Source organism: Acetivibrio clariflavus DSM 19732 (assembly GCF_000237085.1).
GTDB classification, from domain to species: domain Bacteria; phylum Bacillota; class Clostridia; order Acetivibrionales; family Acetivibrionaceae; genus Acetivibrio; species Acetivibrio clariflavus.
The window spans coordinates 3,426,088-3,448,904 of the sequence record NC_016627.1 but is presented as its reverse complement, the minus strand read 5'-3'; the positions used below and the strand labels follow the sequence as shown (position 1 = coordinate 3,448,904).

General features: G+C 35.1%; 15 protein-coding genes, 1 pseudogene and 1 riboswitch. All 16 genes and pseudogenes read left to right on the top strand.

All coding sequences use genetic code 11. From position 1 onward, the window contains the following. Positions 1–6: 6 nt before the first annotated feature. Positions 7–468, top strand: a pseudogene (locus CLOCL_RS14470) (ATP-binding protein); the annotation flags it as partial. Between the two features lie 293 nt (positions 469–761). Then, positions 762–1,136, top strand: a complete 375-nt coding sequence (locus CLOCL_RS14465) for a helix-turn-helix domain-containing protein (RefSeq protein WP_014256047.1) — start codon at positions 762–764, stop codon at positions 1,134–1,136. Positions 1,137–1,149: 13 nt separating this feature from the next. Continuing rightward, on the top strand, positions 1,150–1,944 hold the full coding sequence (locus CLOCL_RS14460) for an ImmA/IrrE family metallo-endopeptidase (RefSeq protein WP_014256046.1): 795 nt from the start codon (positions 1,150–1,152) through the stop codon (positions 1,942–1,944). Beyond that, positions 1,941–2,810, top strand: a complete 870-nt coding sequence (locus tag CLOCL_RS14455; RefSeq protein ID WP_014256045.1) for a hypothetical protein — start codon at positions 1,941–1,943, stop codon at positions 2,808–2,810. The genes CLOCL_RS14460 and CLOCL_RS14455 overlap by 4 nt, the downstream gene beginning before the upstream one ends. Positions 2,811–3,374: 564 nt before the next feature. Continuing rightward, complete coding sequence (locus tag CLOCL_RS14445) at positions 3,375–4,220, top strand: heteromeric transposase endonuclease subunit TnsA (protein ID WP_014256043.1); 846 nt, start codon at positions 3,375–3,377, stop codon at positions 4,218–4,220. Further along, positions 4,217–5,482: a DDE-type integrase/transposase/recombinase gene (locus tag CLOCL_RS23285; protein ID WP_014256042.1), complete on the top strand. Its 1,266-nt coding sequence runs from the start codon at positions 4,217–4,219 to the stop codon at positions 5,480–5,482. Before CLOCL_RS14445 ends, CLOCL_RS23285 begins: the two co-directional genes overlap by 4 nt. 14 nt (positions 5,483–5,496) lie before the next feature. Then, a complete protein-coding gene (locus tag CLOCL_RS23280; protein ID WP_014256041.1) occupies positions 5,497–6,381 on the top strand; it encodes a Mu transposase C-terminal domain-containing protein in 885 nt (294 codons plus the stop codon). After that, the gene (locus tag CLOCL_RS14435; RefSeq protein WP_338029016.1) at positions 6,374–7,495 is read left to right on the top strand and encodes an ATP-binding protein; all 1,122 of its coding nucleotides are present in this window, start codon (positions 6,374–6,376) and stop codon (positions 7,493–7,495) included. The genes CLOCL_RS23280 and CLOCL_RS14435 overlap by 8 nt, the downstream gene beginning before the upstream one ends. Next, positions 7,437–7,724 carry a hypothetical protein gene (locus CLOCL_RS23695; protein WP_338029015.1) on the top strand — a complete coding sequence of 96 codons (288 nt, stop codon included), beginning with the start codon at positions 7,437–7,439 and terminating at the stop codon, positions 7,722–7,724. The genes CLOCL_RS14435 and CLOCL_RS23695 overlap by 59 nt, the downstream gene beginning before the upstream one ends. A 12-nt stretch (positions 7,725–7,736) precedes the next feature. Then, positions 7,737–8,024, top strand: coding sequence for a hypothetical protein (locus CLOCL_RS23690; RefSeq protein WP_338029014.1), 288 nt, complete (start codon positions 7,737–7,739; stop codon positions 8,022–8,024). Between the two features lie 22 nt (positions 8,025–8,046). Then, positions 8,047–9,867 (top strand): TnsD family Tn7-like transposition protein, encoded by a 1,821-nt coding sequence (locus CLOCL_RS14430; RefSeq protein WP_052306601.1) that lies wholly within the window; start codon positions 8,047–8,049, stop codon positions 9,865–9,867. Positions 9,868–9,986: 119 nt separating this feature from the next. Next, complete coding sequence (locus CLOCL_RS14425) at positions 9,987–11,498, top strand: P-loop NTPase family protein (RefSeq protein ID WP_027621809.1); 1,512 nt, start codon at positions 9,987–9,989, stop codon at positions 11,496–11,498. Between the two features lie 89 nt (positions 11,499–11,587). After that, positions 11,588–12,670 carry an AAA family ATPase gene (locus CLOCL_RS14420; RefSeq protein ID WP_041715189.1) on the top strand — a complete coding sequence of 361 codons (1,083 nt, stop codon included), beginning with the start codon at positions 11,588–11,590 and terminating at the stop codon, positions 12,668–12,670. Positions 12,671–14,830: 2,160 nt separating this feature from the next. Then, positions 14,831–19,108, top strand: coding sequence for an S-layer homology domain-containing protein (locus CLOCL_RS21685; protein WP_014256039.1), 4,278 nt, complete (start codon positions 14,831–14,833; stop codon positions 19,106–19,108). A 25-nt stretch (positions 19,109–19,133) separates the two neighbouring features. Further along, positions 19,134–21,326 carry a carboxypeptidase-like regulatory domain-containing protein gene (locus CLOCL_RS14410; protein ID WP_014256038.1) on the top strand — a complete coding sequence of 731 codons (2,193 nt, stop codon included), beginning with the start codon at positions 19,134–19,136 and terminating at the stop codon, positions 21,324–21,326. 141 nt (positions 21,327–21,467) lie between these two features. Then, a riboswitch (Fluoride riboswitch) is annotated at positions 21,468–21,526 on the top strand. Positions 21,527–21,580: 54 nt separating this feature from the next. Beyond that, a complete protein-coding gene (locus CLOCL_RS14405) occupies positions 21,581–22,753 on the top strand; it encodes a cation:proton antiporter (protein WP_014256037.1) in 1,173 nt (390 codons plus the stop codon). The last annotated feature ends 64 nt before the right edge of the window (positions 22,754–22,817 follow it).

Sequence of the window (22,817 nt, the reverse complement as noted above, 5' to 3'; positions counted from 1 at the left end):
CATAAGCAGCAGGGCTATAATTTAATTCTGCTCGGACCTACAGGAGTAGGTAAAACGTTTCTTTCTATAGGTATAGGCGTAGAAGCCATTAATTGTGGATACAAAGTTCACTTTATAACCATGCATGATTTAATACATATATTAAAAACTCAGGAGATATTAAGAACTTCCAGGACAAGATACCAACGTATTGTTGATTCTGATTTGGTAATAATCGATGACTTAATGTTTATAGCGATGGAAAAACATGAAGCTAATCTGTTCTTTCAGCTTATTAACAAACTATATGGGCAATCCTCAATTATTATTACTTCAAACAAAGGACCTGAAGACTGGGGGGAACTTTTAGGCGACCCGGCAATCACTACAGCAATATTAGATCGAATTGTCCATAAGTGCCAAGTGCTAAATCTTGACGGAGGAAGTTATAGGCTAAAACATCGACAAACCATATTTGGTAATAATTAGGTGTAAAAAATTATTGACCGAAAATTGTAAAAAGTTACTTGACATTCACAAATGTTAGAACGGGATGAAGAAAAGGCATACTGGGATTATATTAAGAATTACAGAATAAAAGGTTGCATTCTTCATTAGGTAATAGGTAAAAGGCATTAGCAGGTATTAAATTCTGCTGATGCTTTTTTCTTATAGGAAATTTTATTACTAAAAAGCCAACCTTTAAGATTTGTAAAAAAATTTTTTACATACTGTATCTTTTTTTACACTTTTGGTGTATAATATAACAGGAGGTGTAAAAAATGAGTATGGAATTATTATTTGAAAATAGAAAACTAATTGGCAAAAATATATTGAGTATCATTAAAGACAACGGATATACGAAGTCTTCCTTCTCAAGACTTACCAATATTTCAAGACCTACTTTAGATAAATTAATCAAAGGAGAAGTCGACAGCCTTGCGACATTTAAAACTCATGTTCGAAAAATCTTGGAAACACAGGGCATGGATGGAGAACAACTACTTAACTATGTTCCAAAGTATAATGCAAAAAAGGAACTTGTTTTTGCTCTATCTGACAATGCTCCAGAGAATCATGTCCTGAAACCTAATGCTCAAGAGATGTTTGGTATTCTAGAAGATATAGTTCATATGTGCGAACTGTATTACAATTAAGAAGGTGCAGATTATGTCGGAATTAATAACGAGTAATAATCTTGAGCAGGTTATTGAAAAAAATAACCTGATTAAAGATGATATATTAAGATTAATAAATGATTTTACAGTCAGATTTAATAAGTCGAGGGTAACGGGACAGGATAAACTGTCTTTTTCGGTATTAAAAGAGAAGCATTTAATCCAGATTCCTATTGATGATGAGTATTGGGGCGGGGCTATTATTACAAAGGGAAGTATTAAAATACCAGTTATCAATACAGCACAGCCCCGTGTCTACCAATATTTTGTTGCATGGCATGAAATATATCATTTGTTCTATGACCTCAGTTTAATGGATGAGACCCATAATATTGCTGTTGATATGGATTTGAATGAGAGAAGAGCAGATTATTTTGCTGCAAAAATGATTTTTGGCAATGTGTACGACTACTACTATTCACTAGATGATGAAAATTTTATTGACAGAGTTATAAAATGCATGGATGTATATAAGGCACCATATAAGGCAGTACTGATAGAACTATTTGAAGAAGCCGTTATAAAATATAATGATTTGGATTTAAAAGAAAAAATTCTTGAGCATTTTGATAATAAACCCGATGACTTAGTGCAAAAATTTATAGATTTGGAATTGGATTCAGAGTTAGTAAAACCCTCATTTGTTGTAAGTTTGGGGGGATTAGAGAAAAAGATACAAAATGCTATGAAAGAAAACCCAGATGTTTCCCATCATAAAGATAATTATCAGTTTCTACTCAAACTAAAGAGTAAAATTAAAAAAGGAGTGGAGGGGCTTGCCAAATGAAAGGAGAAGGCATAAATGATTTAAAAAAATTCCTTTCCACGGGCAAGTCTCTCAAAGTTTGCATCCTAGATAACAACTCTGTTGAATTCTTGACTTGGGTACATGGGAGCGTCAGCCCTGAAAAGATATTTAGCCAGTATGATATTATTTTTATTCCTCAATGGGTATGGGTTGAGGTATGTGATAGTGATAATAGAAAAAGTTACATAAATGATTTAGAACATTACTTGAAGGTCCAAATTATAGATGAAGTTGATTATTTAATATTAGTGGATTACAAAGAAGTAGAATTATACTATCTGTTTTTGTATTGCTGCTACAATGTGAGCAGACTAATTAGTTTTATCAAGAAAAACATCTTAAAAAACAGACCTGTAGAAGACTTGGAACCCTATGAAGAATGGCTAAACATATTTTATGAAGAGGGACTAGACCAGAGGAAACTTTCAAACGGCAGAATTCAAAGGAAAAATGCAGGAGAGATATCTATTTCTGTTCTAAGTTATATTCTTTCCTATTATTACAGTGAAAGTATTGATAATATTACTATCTTTAGCAGTGACAGGGATACCTATGAATTTATTTCTAAGGCCAAGGAAATGCTTTATGGGGATGAGCGATTTAAAAATAGAAGTAATACTTCCATAACATTTAAGTCGAATGATTTTCTGATTTATGAATGGACAAGGCTTGGATATATAAATGAAAATAATATTGATGTCTTTGTGGACAGTTACAGGCAGACGAGAAGAATAAAATTTACGAGAAAAAAACAGGATAATTCAATTGAGGAGCAAGACAAATTAATAGATAATGCAGCATTTTTAGAAATGTTAAAGGACAGCATGATACATTTAATTTTTTGAATATACTGAACTATAGTAAAAAAGGTTTTAGTAGATTTTAAGCCTACCAAAACCTTTTTCTTATTTTTTTATATTTCTTATCCTTTTTAAAGTATGATTGGGCTTTTATGGTAAAAGAAAGAAGCATAATAAGGAATATGCCTTGTAGGGAACCTGCAATAAAGCGGATAAACATATTTTCTGCAATAATGGTAAATGGCAACAAAAACATGCTCATGAGAATTACCAATATTATAGTCAAAAAAACACTATACCTCATAAAACGCCTCCTTATGTTGGTTGCACAGAATTTTATCCGACTACTGCATATTATTTCAAGTCAGATTTTACGTTTAAAATAAAGTCGGTCCATGATATAATGAGAATAGGTTTAAAGGAAATGGACTAAGTGCCATTGACACAGTCACCCTTGTGGTGTCTAACTGATGTCGATGGCATTTTTTATTTATTCAGGATAGGAGAATAAGGGATAAGAAGTAAAGATTCTGGGGTTCTAACAAAGTTAATCAATTTATTTAACCTATCTACCTTAACCTTTAACTCCTAAACTCGGGAGGTATCTGCATGGCTAAACGGAAAATAGATTGGGATGAAAATAAATTTAAAAAATGGATACAGGAAGGAAGAGGACAGGGGGAAGGCAAGGATTACAAGCCCTGGCTTACTGTACAGGACTTCCCCAGCAAAGGAAGGGTTACACGTGTATTTGGATGGAAAACAAAAAGAATTCATCATTTTTTTACGGATTCGGAAGCACGGTATTTTTATCTGTTGGAATGGGAGGATGATGTTTTAGATATCAGGGAACATTACCCCTTATTTGATTGTGAAGAAGTAATGCAAAACAAGGCTGGCTTAAATTTTGATTTATTTAAAGATAAAGATACAGGGACGCCATACATTTTATCCACATCATTTTTTATAACCCTGAAAAAACCAAACGGGAGGATAACATATGTCGCCAGAAGTCTTAAAGCAGATTATGAACTTGAGCGCAAAACAGCATTAGAAAGGCTGGAAATAGAGAGGAGATACTGGCAGAGCCAAAATATTGATTGGGGAATAGTAACACAAAAAGAGATTCCAGTGGTCAAAGCGAAGAATATAGAGTGGATTCACTCATCCTTGTATCCTTCCGATGAAAGAGGACTTACAGATGAAGAGGTTGACTATTACTGTAATGCTTTTATTGAGAAATTAGCAGGAAGTAATACATCGATTAGAAATTTCACTGTGCAGTTTGACAGGCTGTTTAATTTGGATACAGGTACAGGGATATACATATTTAAGCGCTTAATTGCCCTTAAAAAGATAATGGTGGACATGAATAAAAAAATCGACCTCAATAATTCGACCCGGAGTATAGAAATCATAAATCACAGTTTAACAGAAAGGGTGAGAATCCTATGATAGCGGTAAATACATTAATCAAATGGGAACATGATAATGATAAAGAAAGCATAGAAAGGGTTTTATGGCTTGATAGGCAGCAAAACATTGCATATGTTATAAACATATATTCAAATGAAAGTCCTTTCCTAAGGTATATTTCTGATATTGAAGAGGGCATTAAGCAGGGGATTGCAAACATATTAGATAGCGACCCGTTTGTTAAGGTTATTGATGAAGGAGAATTATCAGAGAAATCAAAAGAAATACGTGATAAAGCATGGGAAGTAATTAAGGAACTGGTTGTGATTGAACCTGTTATTTTTTATAAGAAAGAACGGAGAAAACTCGTATTAAAGGCATCGGCTATTTATAATTTGCATGCCAAAACTATTTCAAATTACCTAAAACGATTCTGGAAAAGAGGGAAAACAAAGAACGCCTTGCTTCCGGACTACTATTTATGCGGAGGCCCGGGAAAAGAAAGACGGGCAGGAAACAAAAAGCGTGGGCGCAGAAGAAAAAATGCTGAACTGGTGGGTGAGGGAATCAATGTAGATGAAGAAATAAAAAGGATATTCAATGTCACTATCAATAAATACTATCACACAAGCGCCAAAAATTCTCTTAAACTTGCATATGAACTGATGAGAAAGGAATTCTTCAGTGATGAATTTAAGATAGAAAACGGAATAAGAGTTCCTGTAATAAAACCTATGGGTGAGGTTCCTACATATGCTCAATTCCGTTACTGGTATTATAAAAATATCAATTTAAAAAAGCAAATTTCATCCAGACAAAGCAGTAAAAAATATGAGCAGCAGTATAGACCCCTTTTAGGCAATACAACTTCCGAAGCAATTGCGCCAGGAAGTATCTATCAGATTGATGCAACTGTAGGCGACATTTACCTTGTGAGCCGGTATAACAGGAACTGGATAATTGGAAGACCGGTGATTTACGCAGTTTTAGATGTTTTCAGCAGAATGGTTGTTGGTATTTATGTTGGCTTAGAGGGTCCGAGTTGGATAGGGGCCATGATGGCTCTTGCAAATGCAGCGTCCGACAAAGTTGCCTTTTGCAAAGAATATGGAATAGATATTGAAGAAAAGGACTGGCCTGTCCACCACTTGCCAGAGTCCATTTTGGCTGACAGAGGGGAACTTGAAGGTAAAAATGTTGAAAACCTTATTAATGCTCTACATGTAAAGATACAGAATATCCCCCATATCGGGCAGACTGGAAAGCAATTGTTGAACAGTATTTCAGAATTACTAATTTAAGGGTAAAACCGCTTTTGCCTGGTACTGTTGACCCTGATGTGAGAGAGCGTGGCGACAGGGATTACAGGTTGGATGCCAAATTGGATATATACCAGTTTACACAGATAATCATAAAATGTGCCTTGTACCATAATAACCAGTATTACCTTAAAAACTATGGCAAGGAAGAGATGATGGTTGCTGATGAAGTAGAATGCATTCCACGGGAAATATGGAACTGGGGGATTGCGAACCGTGCGGGAAAATTGCGGAGTGTATCAGAGGATATCGTTAAACTAAATCTTATGCCATCAGAAACAGCAATTGTAACGGTAAAGGGGATAAAATTCAAAGGCTTGTATTATGCTTCACCAAAAACTCTTAAGGAGAGATGGTTTGAAAAGGCGAGAAATAAAGGAACATGGAAAATTGATGTTTCCTATGACCCCCGCAATATGAACTATATTTATGTCAAAGAGCAAAATAGCATGGACTTCGAGAAATGTTTTCTTCTGGAACACCAAGATAGGTATAAAGATAAAAATCTTGAGGAAATTCAATACCTTCTTGAAGAGGAGAAACTTCAAATAAAAATTGCAGAAGATAAGGAATTGCAGGCAAAGGTTGATTTAATTACTGAAATTGAAAGTATTGCAAAAGAGGCAGAAAAATCTTTTAAGGAAGAAAAATCAAATGAAAGTGATTCAAAACGTAAAAGAGGGATTAAAAACAACAGGAGATTAGAAAAGATGTTAAACAGGGAGAAAGAAGCCTTTGAACTGGATAAAAAAGAAACAGGAAGTAATGCAGAAGTTATACCGTTTAGCAGGGCAGAACAGGAGGAAGAGGTGGACGAGAATGATACGATAAGCCTTTTGATAAGAAAACAAAGGGAGGCTTTGAAGAAAATCCATGAATAAAGTAATAATACCTAACGGTGCTAATGCTGTAGTTGCAGAATACAAGGAACAGTTGATACCTGAATATAGCGGGAATCCATTTATTGAAGCACTACCACCGGTTTACTCTAAGGAAGAGGTAGTGGAGAAACTATCTCTATATCCCCGCTATAATCCAGAGGAAAGACGATTGGATGACCACTACCGCATTCATATGGTACAGCGGTTGTTCCAGTGCTTTCAGCCGTTGAGTATTCATTTTGACCTTGAAAGCAGGATAAGCCGGGTTATAAGGCAGGGATACCTGGCACGTAACCCATTTAAACCTTCCTATGCTGAAAGCCTACAAGACGGATATAAGGCTATACAAAGCATGAAATGGGAGTTAAGCAGCAACGCATCCTTCAGGACTACTGCATCGGGATTTACTATTATAGGTGTAAGTGGAATGGGAAAGACAACTGCTATCAACCGTGTATTATCTCTTTATCCCCAGATAATTGTACATTCGGAATATAATAATACCAATTTTAGTATGTACCAACTGGTTTGGCTTAAGTTGGACTGTCCTTTTGATGGTTCTTTGAAAGGCCTGTGTATCGAGTTCTTCCATAAGGTAGATGACCTGTTGGGTACAGACTATCATAAGAAATTCGGGGTAGGTAGGAATACAGTAGACACTATGCTCTCCGTTATGTCTCAGATAGCCAGAAATACAGCGTTAGGAGTATTAGTAATTGACGAGATTCAACATCTGAGCAGTACAAAAAGCGGAGGGGACGAAAAGATGCTTAACTTTTTTGTCACCCTTGTAAATACTATCGGAGTGCCTACTGTACTTATTGGTACAACAAAAGCATTATCAGTTTTGCAATCTGAATTCCGTCAGGCAAGGCGTGGTAGCGGACAAGGGGATATGATTTGGGAGAGGTTGAGCAAAGATAAAAGTTGGGAACTGATTATCAATGCATTTTGGGACTATCAATGGACCAAAAAGGAAGTACCGCTAACACCTGAATTAAGTGATGTTCTCTATGAAGAGTCACATTATAGACATTGCGGTAAAACTTTATGCGATGTCACAAATACGGGCTATTCTTTCAGGGAAAGAGGTTATCACAGCAAATCTGATTAGGCAGGTTGCAAAAGATAATTTAAAATTGGTTCGTCCTATGCTGGAAGCATTAAAATCGGGAAATATTAAAGAAATCGCAAAATATGAAGATATTTGCACTGTAGACATTGATTTTATGGGATTTGTGGACAAAAGCAAACAGTCAGTATATTGGGACATGAGGATGAAAATGCTTCAAAAGCAGCAAAAGAAAAAAGAAGAGGAAGTCAATCTTTCAAAGAAGGAATAGGCAATTCTTAAATTGCTGGACTTAAATATTGATGCAAAAAAGGCTCAAAAAGCAGTTGAGAAGGTACTTGATAATGAAGAAGGGCTTGAAGTTTCTGAGATTGTTATAAAGGCTGTACAAATGATAGCAACCAATGGTAAATCAAAACAAAAGGAAAAAAGTAAAGCAAAGAATATGGATGAAAATGATATAAGGTTTATTGTGGAAGAGGGCAGGAGAAATAAAAAATCAGCCTATGAATCATTAAAAGAAAAAGGGCTTATTAAGCAGGTAGAAAAAGACTTTTTCAAGGCGGTGTAGCGCATATGATGACGTTTTTCCTGTGCCATATGAGGATGAAGTATTATACAGCGTCCTTGCAAGATACCATGTGAGGAGTGGAAATATAAGTTATAAGGCGACAATGAGAGACCTATTTGGGTCAACTTCCGTAACAGCGGTGATGGACTTGCCTTCCAATATACATAACCTTGTCAATAATATGCCCCTTAATTCCAGGTATACCGAAGAATATCTTATTAAAAATCATACACTTTTTCCGTTCTATTCTGCTTTCTTGCCTCCTGAGCGTGCAGAACAAGTTTTTCAATCAATGAAAGGGGAAAATGGAGGAAGCATATATACCCGGACTGGAATTATGGCCTGTTCTATAGTATTAAACCAGTATTTTAAGTTTTGTCCTACATGTACTGAAGAAGATAAGTTGCAGTACGGAGAGTTATACTGGCATAGAGTTCATCAAATTCCTGGGGTACTGGTATGCCCAAAACATTATGTTCCTTTATATAATAGCCTGGTACCGGTCAGGGGATATAATAAATACCAATATAAGGCTGCAAGCGAAGAGAACTGTGTAAAGCCAGATATTGATGTGATGTACGCTGATGATATTTTTGAAAAACTGGTTAGGCTTACAGAGGATGCTCAGGTTTTACTTAACAGTGATTTTGAAAAGAGAAATATAGAGTGGTATAAAGAGCAGTATCTTGCAAAGATGACGGAAATGGGATTTGCAACTGTGAATGGAAAAGTGCACCGAAAGAGGCTTATAAAAGAGTTTATTAATTATTATGGTGAAGAATTTTTAGATATGGTGCAGTCCAGTGTTGATGTAGATAACGATTCAAATTGGTTAATGGATATGATAAGAAAGAAAAACAAGACTGCTCATCCAATAAGACATCTGCTTCTTTCCCGTTTTCTTGGAATTTCACTTCAAGATTTATTTAATAAAAAGATGGAATATAAGCCTTTTGGAAATGGACCTTGGCCTTGCCTGAATGCAGCGTCAGAACACTACCTAAAGCCGGTTGTTTCTAACTTAAAAGTTGCATACAGTACAGATTCAAAATGCCCTGTTGGGACTTTTTCTTGTACTTGCGGTTTTGTTTATACAAGAAGTGGGCCAGATGAGTCTGAAGATGCAAGATATAGATTCGGAAGGATAAAAAAGTTTGGACAAGTATGGGAGGAGAAACTCAAAGAATTATTAGACCGAAAGTTAAGTTTAAGAGAAACAGCAAAGTTATTAGGGGTAGACCCTATTACAGTTAAGAAGTATGCTAAGAAACTTGGATTAACGACTTACTGGGAAAAGCGGAGTGAGGCTGATGATGTATATGATAATGAAGAGAACAGTTATTCTTTAATGAATTTCGACAAGGGTTACTACAGAGAAAGGTGGAATGAATTAAGAAAGAAATATCCGGAGATGGGGAAAACGCAATTACGGCAAGTTGATAAGGCTTTATTTGCATGGCTTTATAGAAATGACAGGGAATGGCTAAACCAGAACTCGCCTGATAAAAAAGTGGCTAATGTAGCAAACAACAGAGTTGATTGGAACCAAAGAGATAATGAGATATTGTCTCAGATAAAAGGAGTAGTTGATAAGATGCTGAATTCGGACGAAAAGCCTGAAAGGATTACTATTAGTCTAATTGGTAGTAAATTAGGTATAAGAGGCTTGCTTGAAAAGTATTTAGATAAACTTCCGAGGACAAAAGCATACCTGGATTCTGTTAAAGAGACTAATCATGACTTTAGATTAAGGAGGATTCGCTGGGCAGTTAACGAATTGGAGAAGGAAGGAGAAGAACTTCAGTTGTGGAAGATAATGAGGAAGGCTGGAATTCGAAATTGACTCTATATAACTTATAAATTATAAGTAAACAATGGTAGAATTAGAATATTGTTGAAATAAAAAATGATGTATAATTTTATATAGATAATATCATTTAATTAAATGACAAGGGTGGTGTTATGTTAAAAAATAGGTTATTAAAATTTATCAAAAATAAAAAGATTGAGAATAATATTGTATTTAAAATTTTTGAAAAGCATCTTGATGAAATATTAGATTTAAAAGAAGGAAGGTTCTTTTGTAGCAATTTTATTAATAAAAAAATAGAAAAAATAATTAATGGTGAAATTGAAAAATCTTTTTATGATAGTTGTTCCCATGAGAAGCAATCAGATAACGAACTTGAAAATATTGATAGAAAAATATATTTGTCAAAGGTAACAATTAACGGAATTAAAGGATTTGTAAATATTTTTGAATACTGTAATAAAACCAAAAATAGTGAATGTTACTTACAACCTACTTTAGACTTTAAAGACAGAAAATCTGCTGTAATTTTTGGTTGGAATGGAGAAGGTAAAAGTAGCCTGACTGAGAGCATTGAATTTGCACTTACAAATAATGTGGCTGAACAAAAAAGAAGAGGCATATCTAATATTTCAGAATATCTTTTAAATACGGATTCTAAAGAAGGTTTCACGGAAGTGGAATTATTTGAACCCTATAATCCCCCTAAGAGAGTTAAAATAAGAAGAACCATAAAAAATAAAAAAGATAATAATGTACAAATTTTTAGTGATGATTCTAATGATTTAGAAGCAGACATAAGAAATAGAATAAATTTGTATGAAGAGTTTTTTGAAAAACATTTTATAGAACGTAATCGGTTAGAAAATTTTGTTCTATCTCGAGGTTCTGAAAATAGAGAAGCATATGGTAAACTTATAGGATTAGATGATTTAAGTGATTTCATAAAAATTGGTTGGAAAAAGTATGATAGTCAATGTAAAGATGAAATGTATAGAAAGCAAAATGAGGCATTAAAAAAATATGAGGAAATAAAAACTAAATTAGATGACTTAATTAATAAAAGAATTAAAAAACCAATATTTGAAGTAAATGATGACAATAAGATTATAATAGAAAGTTTGGGTATAGATGATGATAAAGATTTTGAAATCATTTACGACAAAGTAACAGTAGAAATAGAGAAAATAAATGCAGGTATAAATATGGCAAACGAAATAGAAAATTTAGTAAAGGATGTTCGCAATCATAGAAAACAATTTGATAACATAAACGAATTAAAAAATCAATTTTTTAATTCGAAAAATATTGATAATTTAATTGAGTTTTATCTGGCAGCAGAAAAAGTTATTACAAATGATAGTAAAGAATGTCCTCTTTGTGGAGGGAATAATTTATATGGACAAAAACTTTTAGAAAGAGTTAAAGAAAAACTTGAGAGTATGAATAGTATACTTCAACTAAAAAAAGCAAGTGATGAAATAGCAGCAGCAAGTCAAAAACTATATTCAAAAACATTAAAATATATCAATGATTATCAATTTGATGATTTTAAAAAAGATATACTAAATGGAAAAGTGGAAGATAAACTAATCTCTAAATATAAAAATTTATCTGCTTTAAAAAAGAGATATCAACAACTCGAGAGTTTAAAAAAGACTTAAAAAATCACAGAGATGAGTATAATAAATATCAATTTATCGAAAGTCAAATTATACATTTCGAAAAACAATTAAAAGAACAAGAAATTCAAGTGTTAAAAGAACAACAAACTAACCAATTAAAAGATTCATTTCTAAAAGATATAAAGGAGTTTGAACAAGCATTAAATTATTTTTATATAGAGGAATTAAGTGCAGAATTAAAAGATATTAGCCACTTAATTAAAGAATACTATAATAAATTCGAAACCAACGAAAAAATGGAAACTGTTGAATTAAAAGATAGCGAAAAAGAATTTAAGTTTTATATTCAATTTACAAAAAATGGTCCTAAATTGGACCCTTTGAGGGTTTTAAGTGAAGGTCAATTAAGATGTTTTGGACTGGCTATTCTTATGTCTGTAACTAGAAAATTTAATACTAACTTTTTAATTCTGGATGACATTGTAAATGCTATTGATATAGAACACAGGTCTAATATTATTAATGTTTTGTGTGAAGAAATGCAGGCACCATATAATAAGCAATTGATTATTACTACGCATGATAAATTGTTTTGGGAGAAATTGGTTAATTCTGTGAAGAATAGAAATAGAATACTTTCTTTTATATTTGAAAATAAATGCATGGTTATTGAAAATACAAAAAACATTGATTTTGAAAAGATAATTCAGGAAAGTATAAAGAAAAAGGATTGTAGAACGGCTTTAGTTTATATGAGAATTTTATTAGAAAATATTATTTATACAATGGCCGATGGCGTGGCGGACGTTAAATTTAAGGATAAAGTATATAAATATGAATTATCAAAAGTTTTTGCTGCTGCTTGTGATTGCTATCCGGAATTACAACATATATATAATTATTTTATGGATGAAAGTAATCATATTTACTGGTCGATTTTAAATCAAGAAAATCATTTTTGGAGTGAACAAAGTATTTCTTTGGACTGCGAAACTATAGGAGATATTTTTAGCAAAGTTAAGTGTGTTAGGAATATTAAAAATTTTTATGACTTAACTGAAAGTGATAAAAATGAAATTCGAAGACAAAAAAATCTAGAAAAAGTTGACAAAAGTAAGTTCCAAGACATTTCTAAAATTGAGGATTTTGAATGGTTTGATGAAGATGATAGATGGACACAAGATTTTAAACTTCTTTCAGAGATAATATAAAATTAATGACAGTATTAATTTATAAGATTAAAATGTTACATATTTAGGGATAACTATAAAAGTTTCAAGACAACAAGATATTAAATTGTTATTTTATGCTTGTGCATTATAATAGGTTTTAGATTGAAATATGTTTGTACTATGAAAACTAATGAGTATGACTAATGAGTTATATATATAGCCTTTATACTAAATCCTTGAGGCTTGAATTTAACTATGTACATTTAAAATAAACTCGACTCCATAAAAATAAAGTTCGCTCCATAAAAATAAAGTTCGTTCCAAAATCCCGTAGCAGATGCAGGAGAAATCTTCATTTGCTGCGGGGTTTGTTTTTTGGAAGGAAAAGGGACTGAAAGGGTTAAGGCATAAGGGATAAGACTGAAAGTATTGATTTTAAAGGGATTGAGAGTTATTATATTTTGAAAAAATAATAGAAAAATCACATAAGAAGATGCAACCTTATACCTTTTTCCTTTCACCTTATCCCTATTTGGAACCGACTTTATTTTAAAAATTACTACAAGAATTAAGGAATAAATGTTATTAAATGGAATGAAAATATGGAATTTTAGAACCGACTTTATTATATGGAAAGAATTAGGGAAATGGTCCTAAGGCGAGAAGGGATAAGGGTTTGAGGGAAAGTCGTTTGGAGCGGAGTTTATTTTAAATATACACGTGTTGTATAATTCAAATAAAGTTCACTCCGTAATAATAAAGTTCGCTCTATAAAAATAAAGTCCGTTCCAAAATCCCGCAGCAGATGCAGGAGAAAACCTGCTTGGCTGCGGGATTTGATTTTTTGTAGGGAGAGTTAAGGGGTAAGTAATAAGGCTGAAGAAAACGATTTGAAAGGGATTGAGAGTATTATATATTGAAAAAAGAATAGAAAAAGCACGTGAGGAAATGCAACCATATAATTTTGCCCCTTGCAACTTACCCCTATTTGGAACCGACTTTATTTAAAAATTGTTACAAGAATTAAGAAATAAATGTTATTAAATGGAATGAAAATATGGATTTTTAGAATCGACTTTATTAGATGGATGAAATTAGGAGAATAGGGTTGAGGTTAGATGGGATAAGAGTTTGAGCGATTTCGCTTTGGAGCGGAGTTTATTTTAAATATACATTTTGAACGTTTTGTCTGTCTTAATTTCTGGTTTCATTATATAAATATTGAGAGAAGTGAGATGCTTATTGATTTTATTCATTTATTTAGATATAATTTTGATGTTCTGTAACTTGTTATAAATTGAGTAAGAACACCAAAAATGTGCCAGCAACTGGCAGTAAAGAAATAGGTAAAGGAATGAACATTGAAAATTGAAAAAAGTTTAGTTGATAGGAAGAGTTTACCTCCACAAAATGGTAATGCTTCGCTGAGCATAGGAATAAGGAGTTAATTTCCTATGGATTTAGCTACAGCTTTTGGTAACATAAATTCTTATAGACTTTAGCTAAGTCTTTTGCATATTGGAACATGCAAATCAAAGAATTTCTCACAAAGAAGTTTTTCGTATCCCTGAATAAGGGGACTTTAATCCGTTATTGAGCACCGTATGGCTGATTAAGGATTTTGACACGTGCCTTCATCTTAAGTTTTAAGCATCTGGACACTTGTGTAAATCAGCGGATGCCATCTTCAATGTGAGCTTAGACTGCCTTTCCATAGCTGGATTTACAACCAGGATTGTCACATTTATGCTTTTTCGCCAGTTCCTTAGAGCCATTTTCAGGCATCTTTACTTATGTTTTCTATTCTTCTTATCAATACTCCGGTAATAATAAGATTCAATATCTAAAGAATACGATCAACTGTGCCGGTTCGTGTATATGTATGGATAATGTTTCTTAATCCTATATGGGAACGAATTGTGAAAATGTTGCCTGATGTTAAGCATAGGCTCATGTATCGAATTATATACCGGATATTGCTAAAGAAGAAAGTACCGGATCTTACTGCTTTAATGAAGATTACCTGAAGGTAAGGAGAAAGAGTTATCGAGGAGACTAATCAAAATCTGATGAAGTTTTTGATTAGTACGAGAAGCCGGAGTTAAGCGTATTTGTATTTCAAAGCCCGGGGCGGGAGAAAGTCAAGAGAGAGAATATAACTTAAATATTATAATATTAAATTTAGGGAGGAAATCAATAATGTATGCAAAAAAGAGACTGCTATCATTTGCTATGATGATTTTTTTTATTTTTACTCAGTTTTTGATTGTGGGAGCGGAAACACCAATTGGTTTTAATGGCTTTAATGACATTGAAGGTCATTGGGCACATAGTTTGATCGAGTTGAATGCTAAACGAGGAAGAATTGCAGGTTATGAAGACGGAAGCTTTAGACCGTCTCAAAGCGTTACCAGGGCGGAATTTGTAACAATGGCAAACAAATTCTTTGGTAAAAGCGGCGGTGAAGAATTTGGATGTTCCTTCACGGACGTAAATGAAGACGATTGGTTTTTTGCAGATGTGGCTACTGCCGAAAAAGCCAGATACATCAGTGGTTATCCTGACGGTACCTTTCGTCCGAAAGCGTTAATTACCAGAGAAGAAGCCGCTGTAATTTTATGCAGGTTGATAAACTTTGATCCCATTTTAAATGCAGATAAAATTAAATTTACCGATTCAGAAAGCATTTCACCGTGGGCTTTAGGGTATGTAAACAGGCTGGCTTATGATAACATGATTAAAGGATACCCTGATAATACGTTCATGCCTAAAAACCCTGTGACCAGAGCCGAGGCTGTTGTTCTTTTGAATAATGCACGTGTAAGTTTGATGGAACCACCTATATATACTCCACATATTACGGACTCATATAATGTGAGCCCGTCACCGTCGGAAACGGCAACACCTTCACCTACACCCTCAACTACACCTTCTCTTACACCTTCACCTACTCAGAAAAAGGCGAGTGATAAACAAACGGGTAGTGATAAACAAACGGAAAAGGAACCGTCAAAAACCTATGAACCGACTCCCGAAGTTGTTAACAACAACGCTCCTGAGATTGATGCCGTTCATGTTTCTACATATACCGCATATAAAAATGAAAAGGTTAGATTAACCGCTTACACTTATGATGCCGATAACGACATATTATCCTATATCTGGAGTGCGGAGGGCGGAACGGTTGAAGGGAATTCAGAAACGGCTGTCTGGACTGCTCCTGAATCACTGGGAGTATATAATATTACATTAAAGGTCTATGACGAAAAAGGAGGAAACGCGTCAACATCCTGCACCATAAAGGTGGTTGAACCTGTCTATGGTATGGCTGATCCCTTGGATTTAATAAAGGATGATGGTGACGAAGACGGTGATAATCTTTTGAATTCCGAAGAAAAACTGTTTAGAACAAATCCCTTTATCAGCGATTCTGACTATGACGGACTAAGTGACTATGAAGAGTTGAAGGTATACGGTACCGATCCATTGAAGGCAGACTCCGATTCCGACGGAATTTTGGACGGTGCGGAGGTTATTCTTAAACTGGATCCCAATAAAGAGTCCAGCGATAATGTTTTGAAAGACGGCGAAAGAGTAATTGATTTTAAGAAAGACTTCATTGTTTCTGTGAGTGATTCGGTATACTCATGGGTTAGAACATCAATTTCTTCTATGTCAGATGAAACAATCACATTTTCACAGCTGTTCGAAGAAGAAACCTCTTTGGCAATAAATAAAGAGACTAAGGGAACTATAGAAATGAGCGGCAGCGGGAATCTGATCAGCGACATTAAGATAAGTACCGTTGACAATCCTTTGTTGTGTGCACGACCCAATGTTGTGGGGCTGCCGATTAAAATAGAAAGCAAATTGTTGAATGGACTGAAGCCTAACGATATGACCGTTACATTGTTCTATGATCCTTCTGAGGTTCAATCGAAAGGCATCGATGAGAACGACCTTCGGTTATACACCTATGACCCTGTAAGCAAAAAGTGTTCACCGATTAAAAATTCAACAGTTGATGTTGAAAACAATACAGTAACTACAGTTTCATGTGAAATGTCAACTTATGTTATGGGAGTACAACTGGAGGATACGGATTTTACAAAAATAAATCTGTCACTGGTTGTAGATATGTCGGAAAATATGCTTGGAGTCGATTATGAAAATACATACCGGTGGAAGAGGCAGTTGGAAAATGTAATCTCGGCGGTGAATGATGTATCGACGGTATCATTATTGCAATTTACGGGTTCGTCATATACAATTCAGGAGCTTACAAGGGATAAGTCCACCGTACTTCATCTGTTAAACGATATGGAGTATGCTTATATTCCTGAGAAAGGAGACCTCTTGAGCGGTTTTGCGGAAGGAATCAACGTGCTGGATGATGCAGCTGACGGAGCTAAAGTAATGCTGATTTTAACAGCCACATATAACAGCAGTCAAAAGAGAGAACTGGTTGACCTGGCCAATCAGGCGGCTTCTAAAGGAATTATTGTGTACATTATTGACGATACCCGTAATGGGAATGCAAGAGAGTTGAAGGAGATTGTATCAATTACGGGAGGACGTTACTTTCATATAGATTACCACTACAGCCAGGCTAACGATATTATCCTGGATTTAAATTCTGTTAAAGTTGACGAGAGTATTTCAATGAAAAATCTGAATTTTGCAATGGCAAGTTTAAGCATGGCTGCTTTACAAGCTCCTGCAAAGGAGTGGTCATTAAAACTTTACGATATAACAAAGGATAGCTGGAGTTTTAGAAATCATGGTTCATATTTAAGCCCGGGAGGATTGTGTGCAGGGTTTGTTACCACGTGCATAGGAAATTATTATCAAGTTTTGCCATTGTCTATCACAACAAACACCGCGATCGGAAATACTACATTAAGCGATAGTGCTTTGGAATATTTGGATTATGCTTCTTGGTCACTTGACTTTGATCCAACGCGGGTTTTTTCGCTGCGAGGTTCTCCTGTAGATGTTGATACCGAGTGGAGAGAAAATCGGATAGCATATAACCTGAGGTTGTTTGATGATATATTTGATTACGGTAAAGAACCAGTCGACATCAACATTTATAACCTGACACCTACAGATAATTTGAGTTCAACACAGGATACTTTATCGAATGTTCGTAATGTTTGGGGAGCATTCACAGATGTAAGGGAACATGCTGTTAGAAAAGCTATTGAGAGTTGGCATGTTATAGCCAATACAATGCTTCCAAATGAATTTTATCGTGTAAGATATGTTGCGAATGATGCAGTACCGATGGAAGTAGTTAAGTACATTGTTGATTCGTTAGATCGTGGAGATGTGCTTTATGTCGGTGTCGGAGCCGATATAGGAGGTCATGCCCTGCTGGCATATGATCAGGAATCCGATGAAGAACTCAATACCGTTACATTGCACATATATGATTGCAATACTCCTTACAGTGAAGACAATGATGACTGGATGAATTGTCGAGTTATCTTGACAAGAAATGAAGGACTTAATACCTACACCGCCACTTACTTGCCATGGCAGAGTTGGGCTCCTATAACGAGATTTAGTGTTATGAAAACCAGTGAATTACTAAACTATATGTATGAGAATTCCACATACCTTGAAAAAGTAACTTATAATGCGGACGAAGATTCATATACTTTGACGACAAGGTTGCCTGTTGTCGATACCCGCGTACAAAATTACGGAAATGAAGACAGCCCGGTTTGTGTTGTTGAAAGAATAAATGATACAAACTTTGTAATAAGACCGGTAAACGGGCTTGGAAAAAGGCTGAGAGATTGCGGTTTCCAAGTGGAGTTTAACATTCAAATCCATGATGGTTTCAAAGAATGGGTGACTGTTTTTGACCATCCGGAAACTCAGCTTTTTACGGATGTTTCAATATCGGATTGGTATTATGAATACATAAAAGAGGTTGTTAAAAACGGCTATATGCAAGGTACGGGCAACAAACGGTTTGAACCTGATTTGGTTGTAACAAGGGCACAAATAATTACGATTGCTTTAAATATGCAGGGAATTGACTACAACAATCATCCGGCCCTTGAAGAGCCTGGGGATCCTTTCACTGATGTGGCTCCGGGATCGTGGTATTACAAAGCGGTGAAAGTTGCCAAGGAATTAGGATATGTAAACGGATACCCGGACGGAAGGTTTGGTCCGAATGACCCTGTCCAAAGACAGCATGTGGCGACGATATTGGTTAATATCTTAGATTCGCTGAAAGAACCACCTGAAGGCTACTATGAATTGCCAATGTTTTCCGATGAAGAGGATATTTCCAACGGACATATAAGAGATGTGAAAAAAATAGCGTATAACCGTGGATGGGAGGGATTCTATACCTTTATTTCCGATACTCCGGAATTTAGACCGACGTTAAATATTAACAGGGCAGAATTTGCAAAAATCATATATAAAATTGCCACATTGGATGGTTACATGTATTAATTGAGGAATCAGGGGGGTATTGAAGTTGAAAAAAAAGTACAGTTTGTTGAGTTTATTGGTAATTTTAGTATTTTTAATTTGTAATACTTGTGTATTTGCTGAAAATGCTATAGAGCAATCTGAATCTTCAAATGGCATAACGAGCAGCAACAATTTATCGAGTGTTGGATATATAACTTTGGAAAATGAATATATTAATGTAGCAATAAGACCAAACGGGAGGTTTACAATAGGAACCAATGAAGGCAACCCGGAAATTGCAACCGATAACCGCAAGAAGCTTTTGTATGGTTGGCCGGGCGGCGGTACGTCATACACCACCGTCAGGATTGACGGTATCGACTACTATTATGGCGGGGAAAATATTTCAACTCCCCCGCACAATATTGATGAGGAGTACCGGAATTCATCCGCAGCGAAGTATGGCAATGTTTATGTGCGACAGGACATAAGCCTGGTTGATGGAGGTTTTTCAGGCATGATGGATACTGTTGAAATCAAATACATTGTTACTAACAATGATACTATTCCCCATTATGTGGGGATAAGAATCATGCTGGATACGATGCTTGGAAGCAATGACTATGCACCTTTCAGGGTTCCAGGCATAGGGGATATAGAGACAACCACTACATTTTTAGGTGATGAAATTCCGGATTATTGGCAGGCAATGGACAGCCTTGTCAAACCGACGGTAGTTTCCCAGGGGACTAATATAAAATACCAGCAAAACCCGCCAGACAAATTTGTACTCGGAAATTGGCTTACTTTAGCTGAAAACATGTGGAATTCAAATTATACCGGTTATAACGGAGACAGTGCAATTGCGACTTATTGGGAGCCTAAACAACTGGCACCGGGTGAGTCAACAGAATACATAACATATTATGGTATCAGTAAAATTACCATTGCAGGAGATAAACCGCTTGTTGTTATTGTAAGCGGCAATACCAGCCTTAGTGCGACCGAAACAGGTTATGTTCCGAATCCTTTTACCATTACGTCATATATAACTAATAACACGAATGATACTATAAAAAATGTGATGGCTAAAATTATTCTGCCGGACGGAATAGTACCTTATACTGGAACCGATACTGATATAGTTATCGGAGATATGACAGCCAGGAGTCATAAACAAGTTTCATGGCAACTGTTTGCAGGGCAAATACCGGAGCAAAAAACTTTGGAGTATAAAGTTGTAGTCTGGGGAGATGATACGGAGCCCACTGAGGTGACCAGGCAAATAACAATTCCCGCTTCAATAAGTGATATATTTGATGATGGGACCGATAAGGAAAAATACAGGATTTTACGAGAGATTGGTAATGATTTTGAACAGGATATTACATCGAGAATTCATCGCAAACCGGAAATCAAAAATGTGAGAATAACGCCGGGGGACCAGGAAGGAGTATATGAACTGTATGTGGATGAATATTTCGTGGATACTTCAAAGGGAGCTTCTCCTTTCTTCTACTGGGCATCAACAAAGGGATATTTTGAAGATAAAAAAATTGATAACTATAGGAAAGTAATCTTTCACTGTGATGAAGGGACTTCCGGACAAAAGGTTAGTATTTTGCTGAAAATGGGTGACGGACTGGGAAATGTTGTATACAAGAAATTATATGTAGATGGTATCGGCACAACTTCTTCTGCCGGAACCCTTGAGGCAAAATTTACAAATCTGGTTGCATCGGTAAAATCATGGGATACCATGAGAATCAGGTATAATATTTCCTATACTGATTCGGAAGGCCGGCCCGTACCTGGAACCAAAGTAAGTCTGTATTATTCGTTGGATAATCAGGCTGAATGGAAACCCATTGCAAGGGATTTGGTAGGGGTCAACGGATACAACTGGATAGTTCCGGATTTATCGTCTTCAAATGCGAGAATCAAGCTTGTTGCAACGAATGATGGTGTAATAAAGGAAGTAATATCCCAGCCCTTTACCATTATGCCGGATATATACATAAAGGGAAAGGTTGTGGATCATAACGGAAATCCGATAGTGAACGCAAAAGTAATTATTGGGGACCGGTATACTTATACAGATGTAAACGGTTGTTATATAATTAACCGTTTATCGCCGGGAGTGTATTCCCTTAGGGTGGAAAAAGAAGGAGTAGAGTTTGAAAAGACTCAATACGATAATATTGTTCTTAGTTATCTGAACCGGAATACCACAAAGAACTTTTATGGGAAGCGGTAAGAAAAATAAAGTTTATTCATGAATATAACCTCAAAACCTACTGTGTTGTTAAGTTTTGCAATATTATGATTACACTTATTTTAGAGGTAATGTATATTGACTAATATAATAATTTAGTATAATATTATTAATCATAAAAATTGAATATATGGTGATGGAGTTCACCTGAATTGCTTAATGCTGATGACTCCTACAGGAATAAACAATATTGTACCTGTAGGAGTTTTTTGATATTTGTAGGGAGGTTGGCTTTAATGGCTGCAAGTTTAGCAATGATTTTATTGTTGGGGTTACCGGCAAAAAAGATGTTTGAGAAATTGAAATTGCCGGGTTTGCTTGGAATGCTTATATTAGGTGTCTTAATAGGACCGTATGGTCTTAATCTGCTGCAAAGGAATATGCTTCAAATATCGTCGGACTTAAGAAGTATTGCATTAATAATTATTTTATTAAGAGCAGGACTTGGACTTAATAAAGATGTTTTAAAGAATGTTGGTGTTCCTGCATTAAAGATGAGCTGTATACCCGGATTAATCGAGGGTTTATTTATTGCATTGGCATCTGTATATTTTCTTGACTTTTCATTTTCCCAGGGAGGAATGTTAGGCTTTATTATTGCTGCTGTTTCTCCTGCTGTTGTTGTGCCTTTTATGCTTAAGTTAATGGAAAGCAACATTGGCACGAAAAATGGGATACCGACTTTGATATTGGCTGGTGTATCTATTGATGATGTCTTTGCCATTACTGTGTTTAGTGCTTTTTGGGGTTTATACAGCGGCACTGATATGAATATAGGTATACAATTAATAAATATACCCATCTCGATTTTATTAGGTATTATGGCAGGAATAATTTTAGGGTTTGTTTTGATAAATATTTTTAAAAGATTTAACATTCGTGATACAAAAAAGGTATTGTTATTGCTTGGATTTTCTATATTACTCAATCAGTTGGAAGTTGTAATGAAGACGAAGATTCAAATAGCATCCCTCTTGGGAGTGATGACTGTAGGTTTTATATTGACGGAAAAACTTCCGGATGTAGGTAGGAAGCTATCCGATAAGCTCAATAAAATATGGGTATTTGCAGAAATATTATTGTTTGTATTGGTAGGAGCGGAAGTAAACGTAGGTGTGGCAATAAAAGCAGGTAAAATAGGGATACTATTGATTGTAATAGGTTTAATGGGAAGAAGCATAGGCGTAATAATATCTTTACTAGGTACAAATTACTCTTTTAAAGAAAAATTATTCTGCGTCATTGCTTATATTACGAAAGCAACAGTACAGGCTGCAATGGGTGCTGTACCTCTGTCGATGGGGGTGGAATCGGGAGATGTAATACTGGCAATTGCAGTGTTATCCGTATTGATTACTGCACCGTTAGGGGCAATTGGGATTCACTATTCAGCGAAAAGTTGCTTTTAGAAAATAACTAGTATAAGCTAATAGAAGATGACAATGCTTTGAAATCGGTTGCAACACAAAGTTT

What these genes read in the sequence shown, in the direction of transcription:
- CLOCL_RS14465 (WP_014256047.1), top strand. Translation starts at nt 762, where the DNA reads ATGAGTATGGAATTATTATTTGAAAATAGAAAACTAATTGGCAAAAAT.
- CLOCL_RS14460 (WP_014256046.1), top strand. Translation starts at nt 1,150, where the DNA reads ATGTCGGAATTAATAACGAGTAATAATCTTGAGCAGGTTATTGAAAAA.
- CLOCL_RS14455 (WP_014256045.1), top strand. Translation starts at nt 1,941, where the DNA reads ATGAAAGGAGAAGGCATAAATGATTTAAAAAAATTCCTTTCCACGGGC.
- CLOCL_RS14445 (WP_014256043.1), top strand. Translation starts at nt 3,375, where the DNA reads ATGGCTAAACGGAAAATAGATTGGGATGAAAATAAATTTAAAAAATGG.
- CLOCL_RS23285 (WP_014256042.1), top strand. Translation starts at nt 4,217, where the DNA reads ATGATAGCGGTAAATACATTAATCAAATGGGAACATGATAATGATAAA.
- CLOCL_RS14435 (WP_338029016.1), top strand. Translation starts at nt 6,374, where the DNA reads ATGAATAAAGTAATAATACCTAACGGTGCTAATGCTGTAGTTGCAGAA.
- CLOCL_RS23695 (WP_338029015.1), top strand. Translation starts at nt 7,437, where the DNA reads ATGTCACAAATACGGGCTATTCTTTCAGGGAAAGAGGTTATCACAGCA.
- CLOCL_RS14425 (WP_027621809.1), top strand. Translation starts at nt 9,987, where the DNA reads ATGTTAAAAAATAGGTTATTAAAATTTATCAAAAATAAAAAGATTGAG.
- CLOCL_RS21685 (WP_014256039.1), top strand. Translation starts at nt 14,831, where the DNA reads ATGTATGCAAAAAAGAGACTGCTATCATTTGCTATGATGATTTTTTTT.
- CLOCL_RS14405 (WP_014256037.1), top strand. Translation starts at nt 21,581, where the DNA reads ATGGCTGCAAGTTTAGCAATGATTTTATTGTTGGGGTTACCGGCAAAA.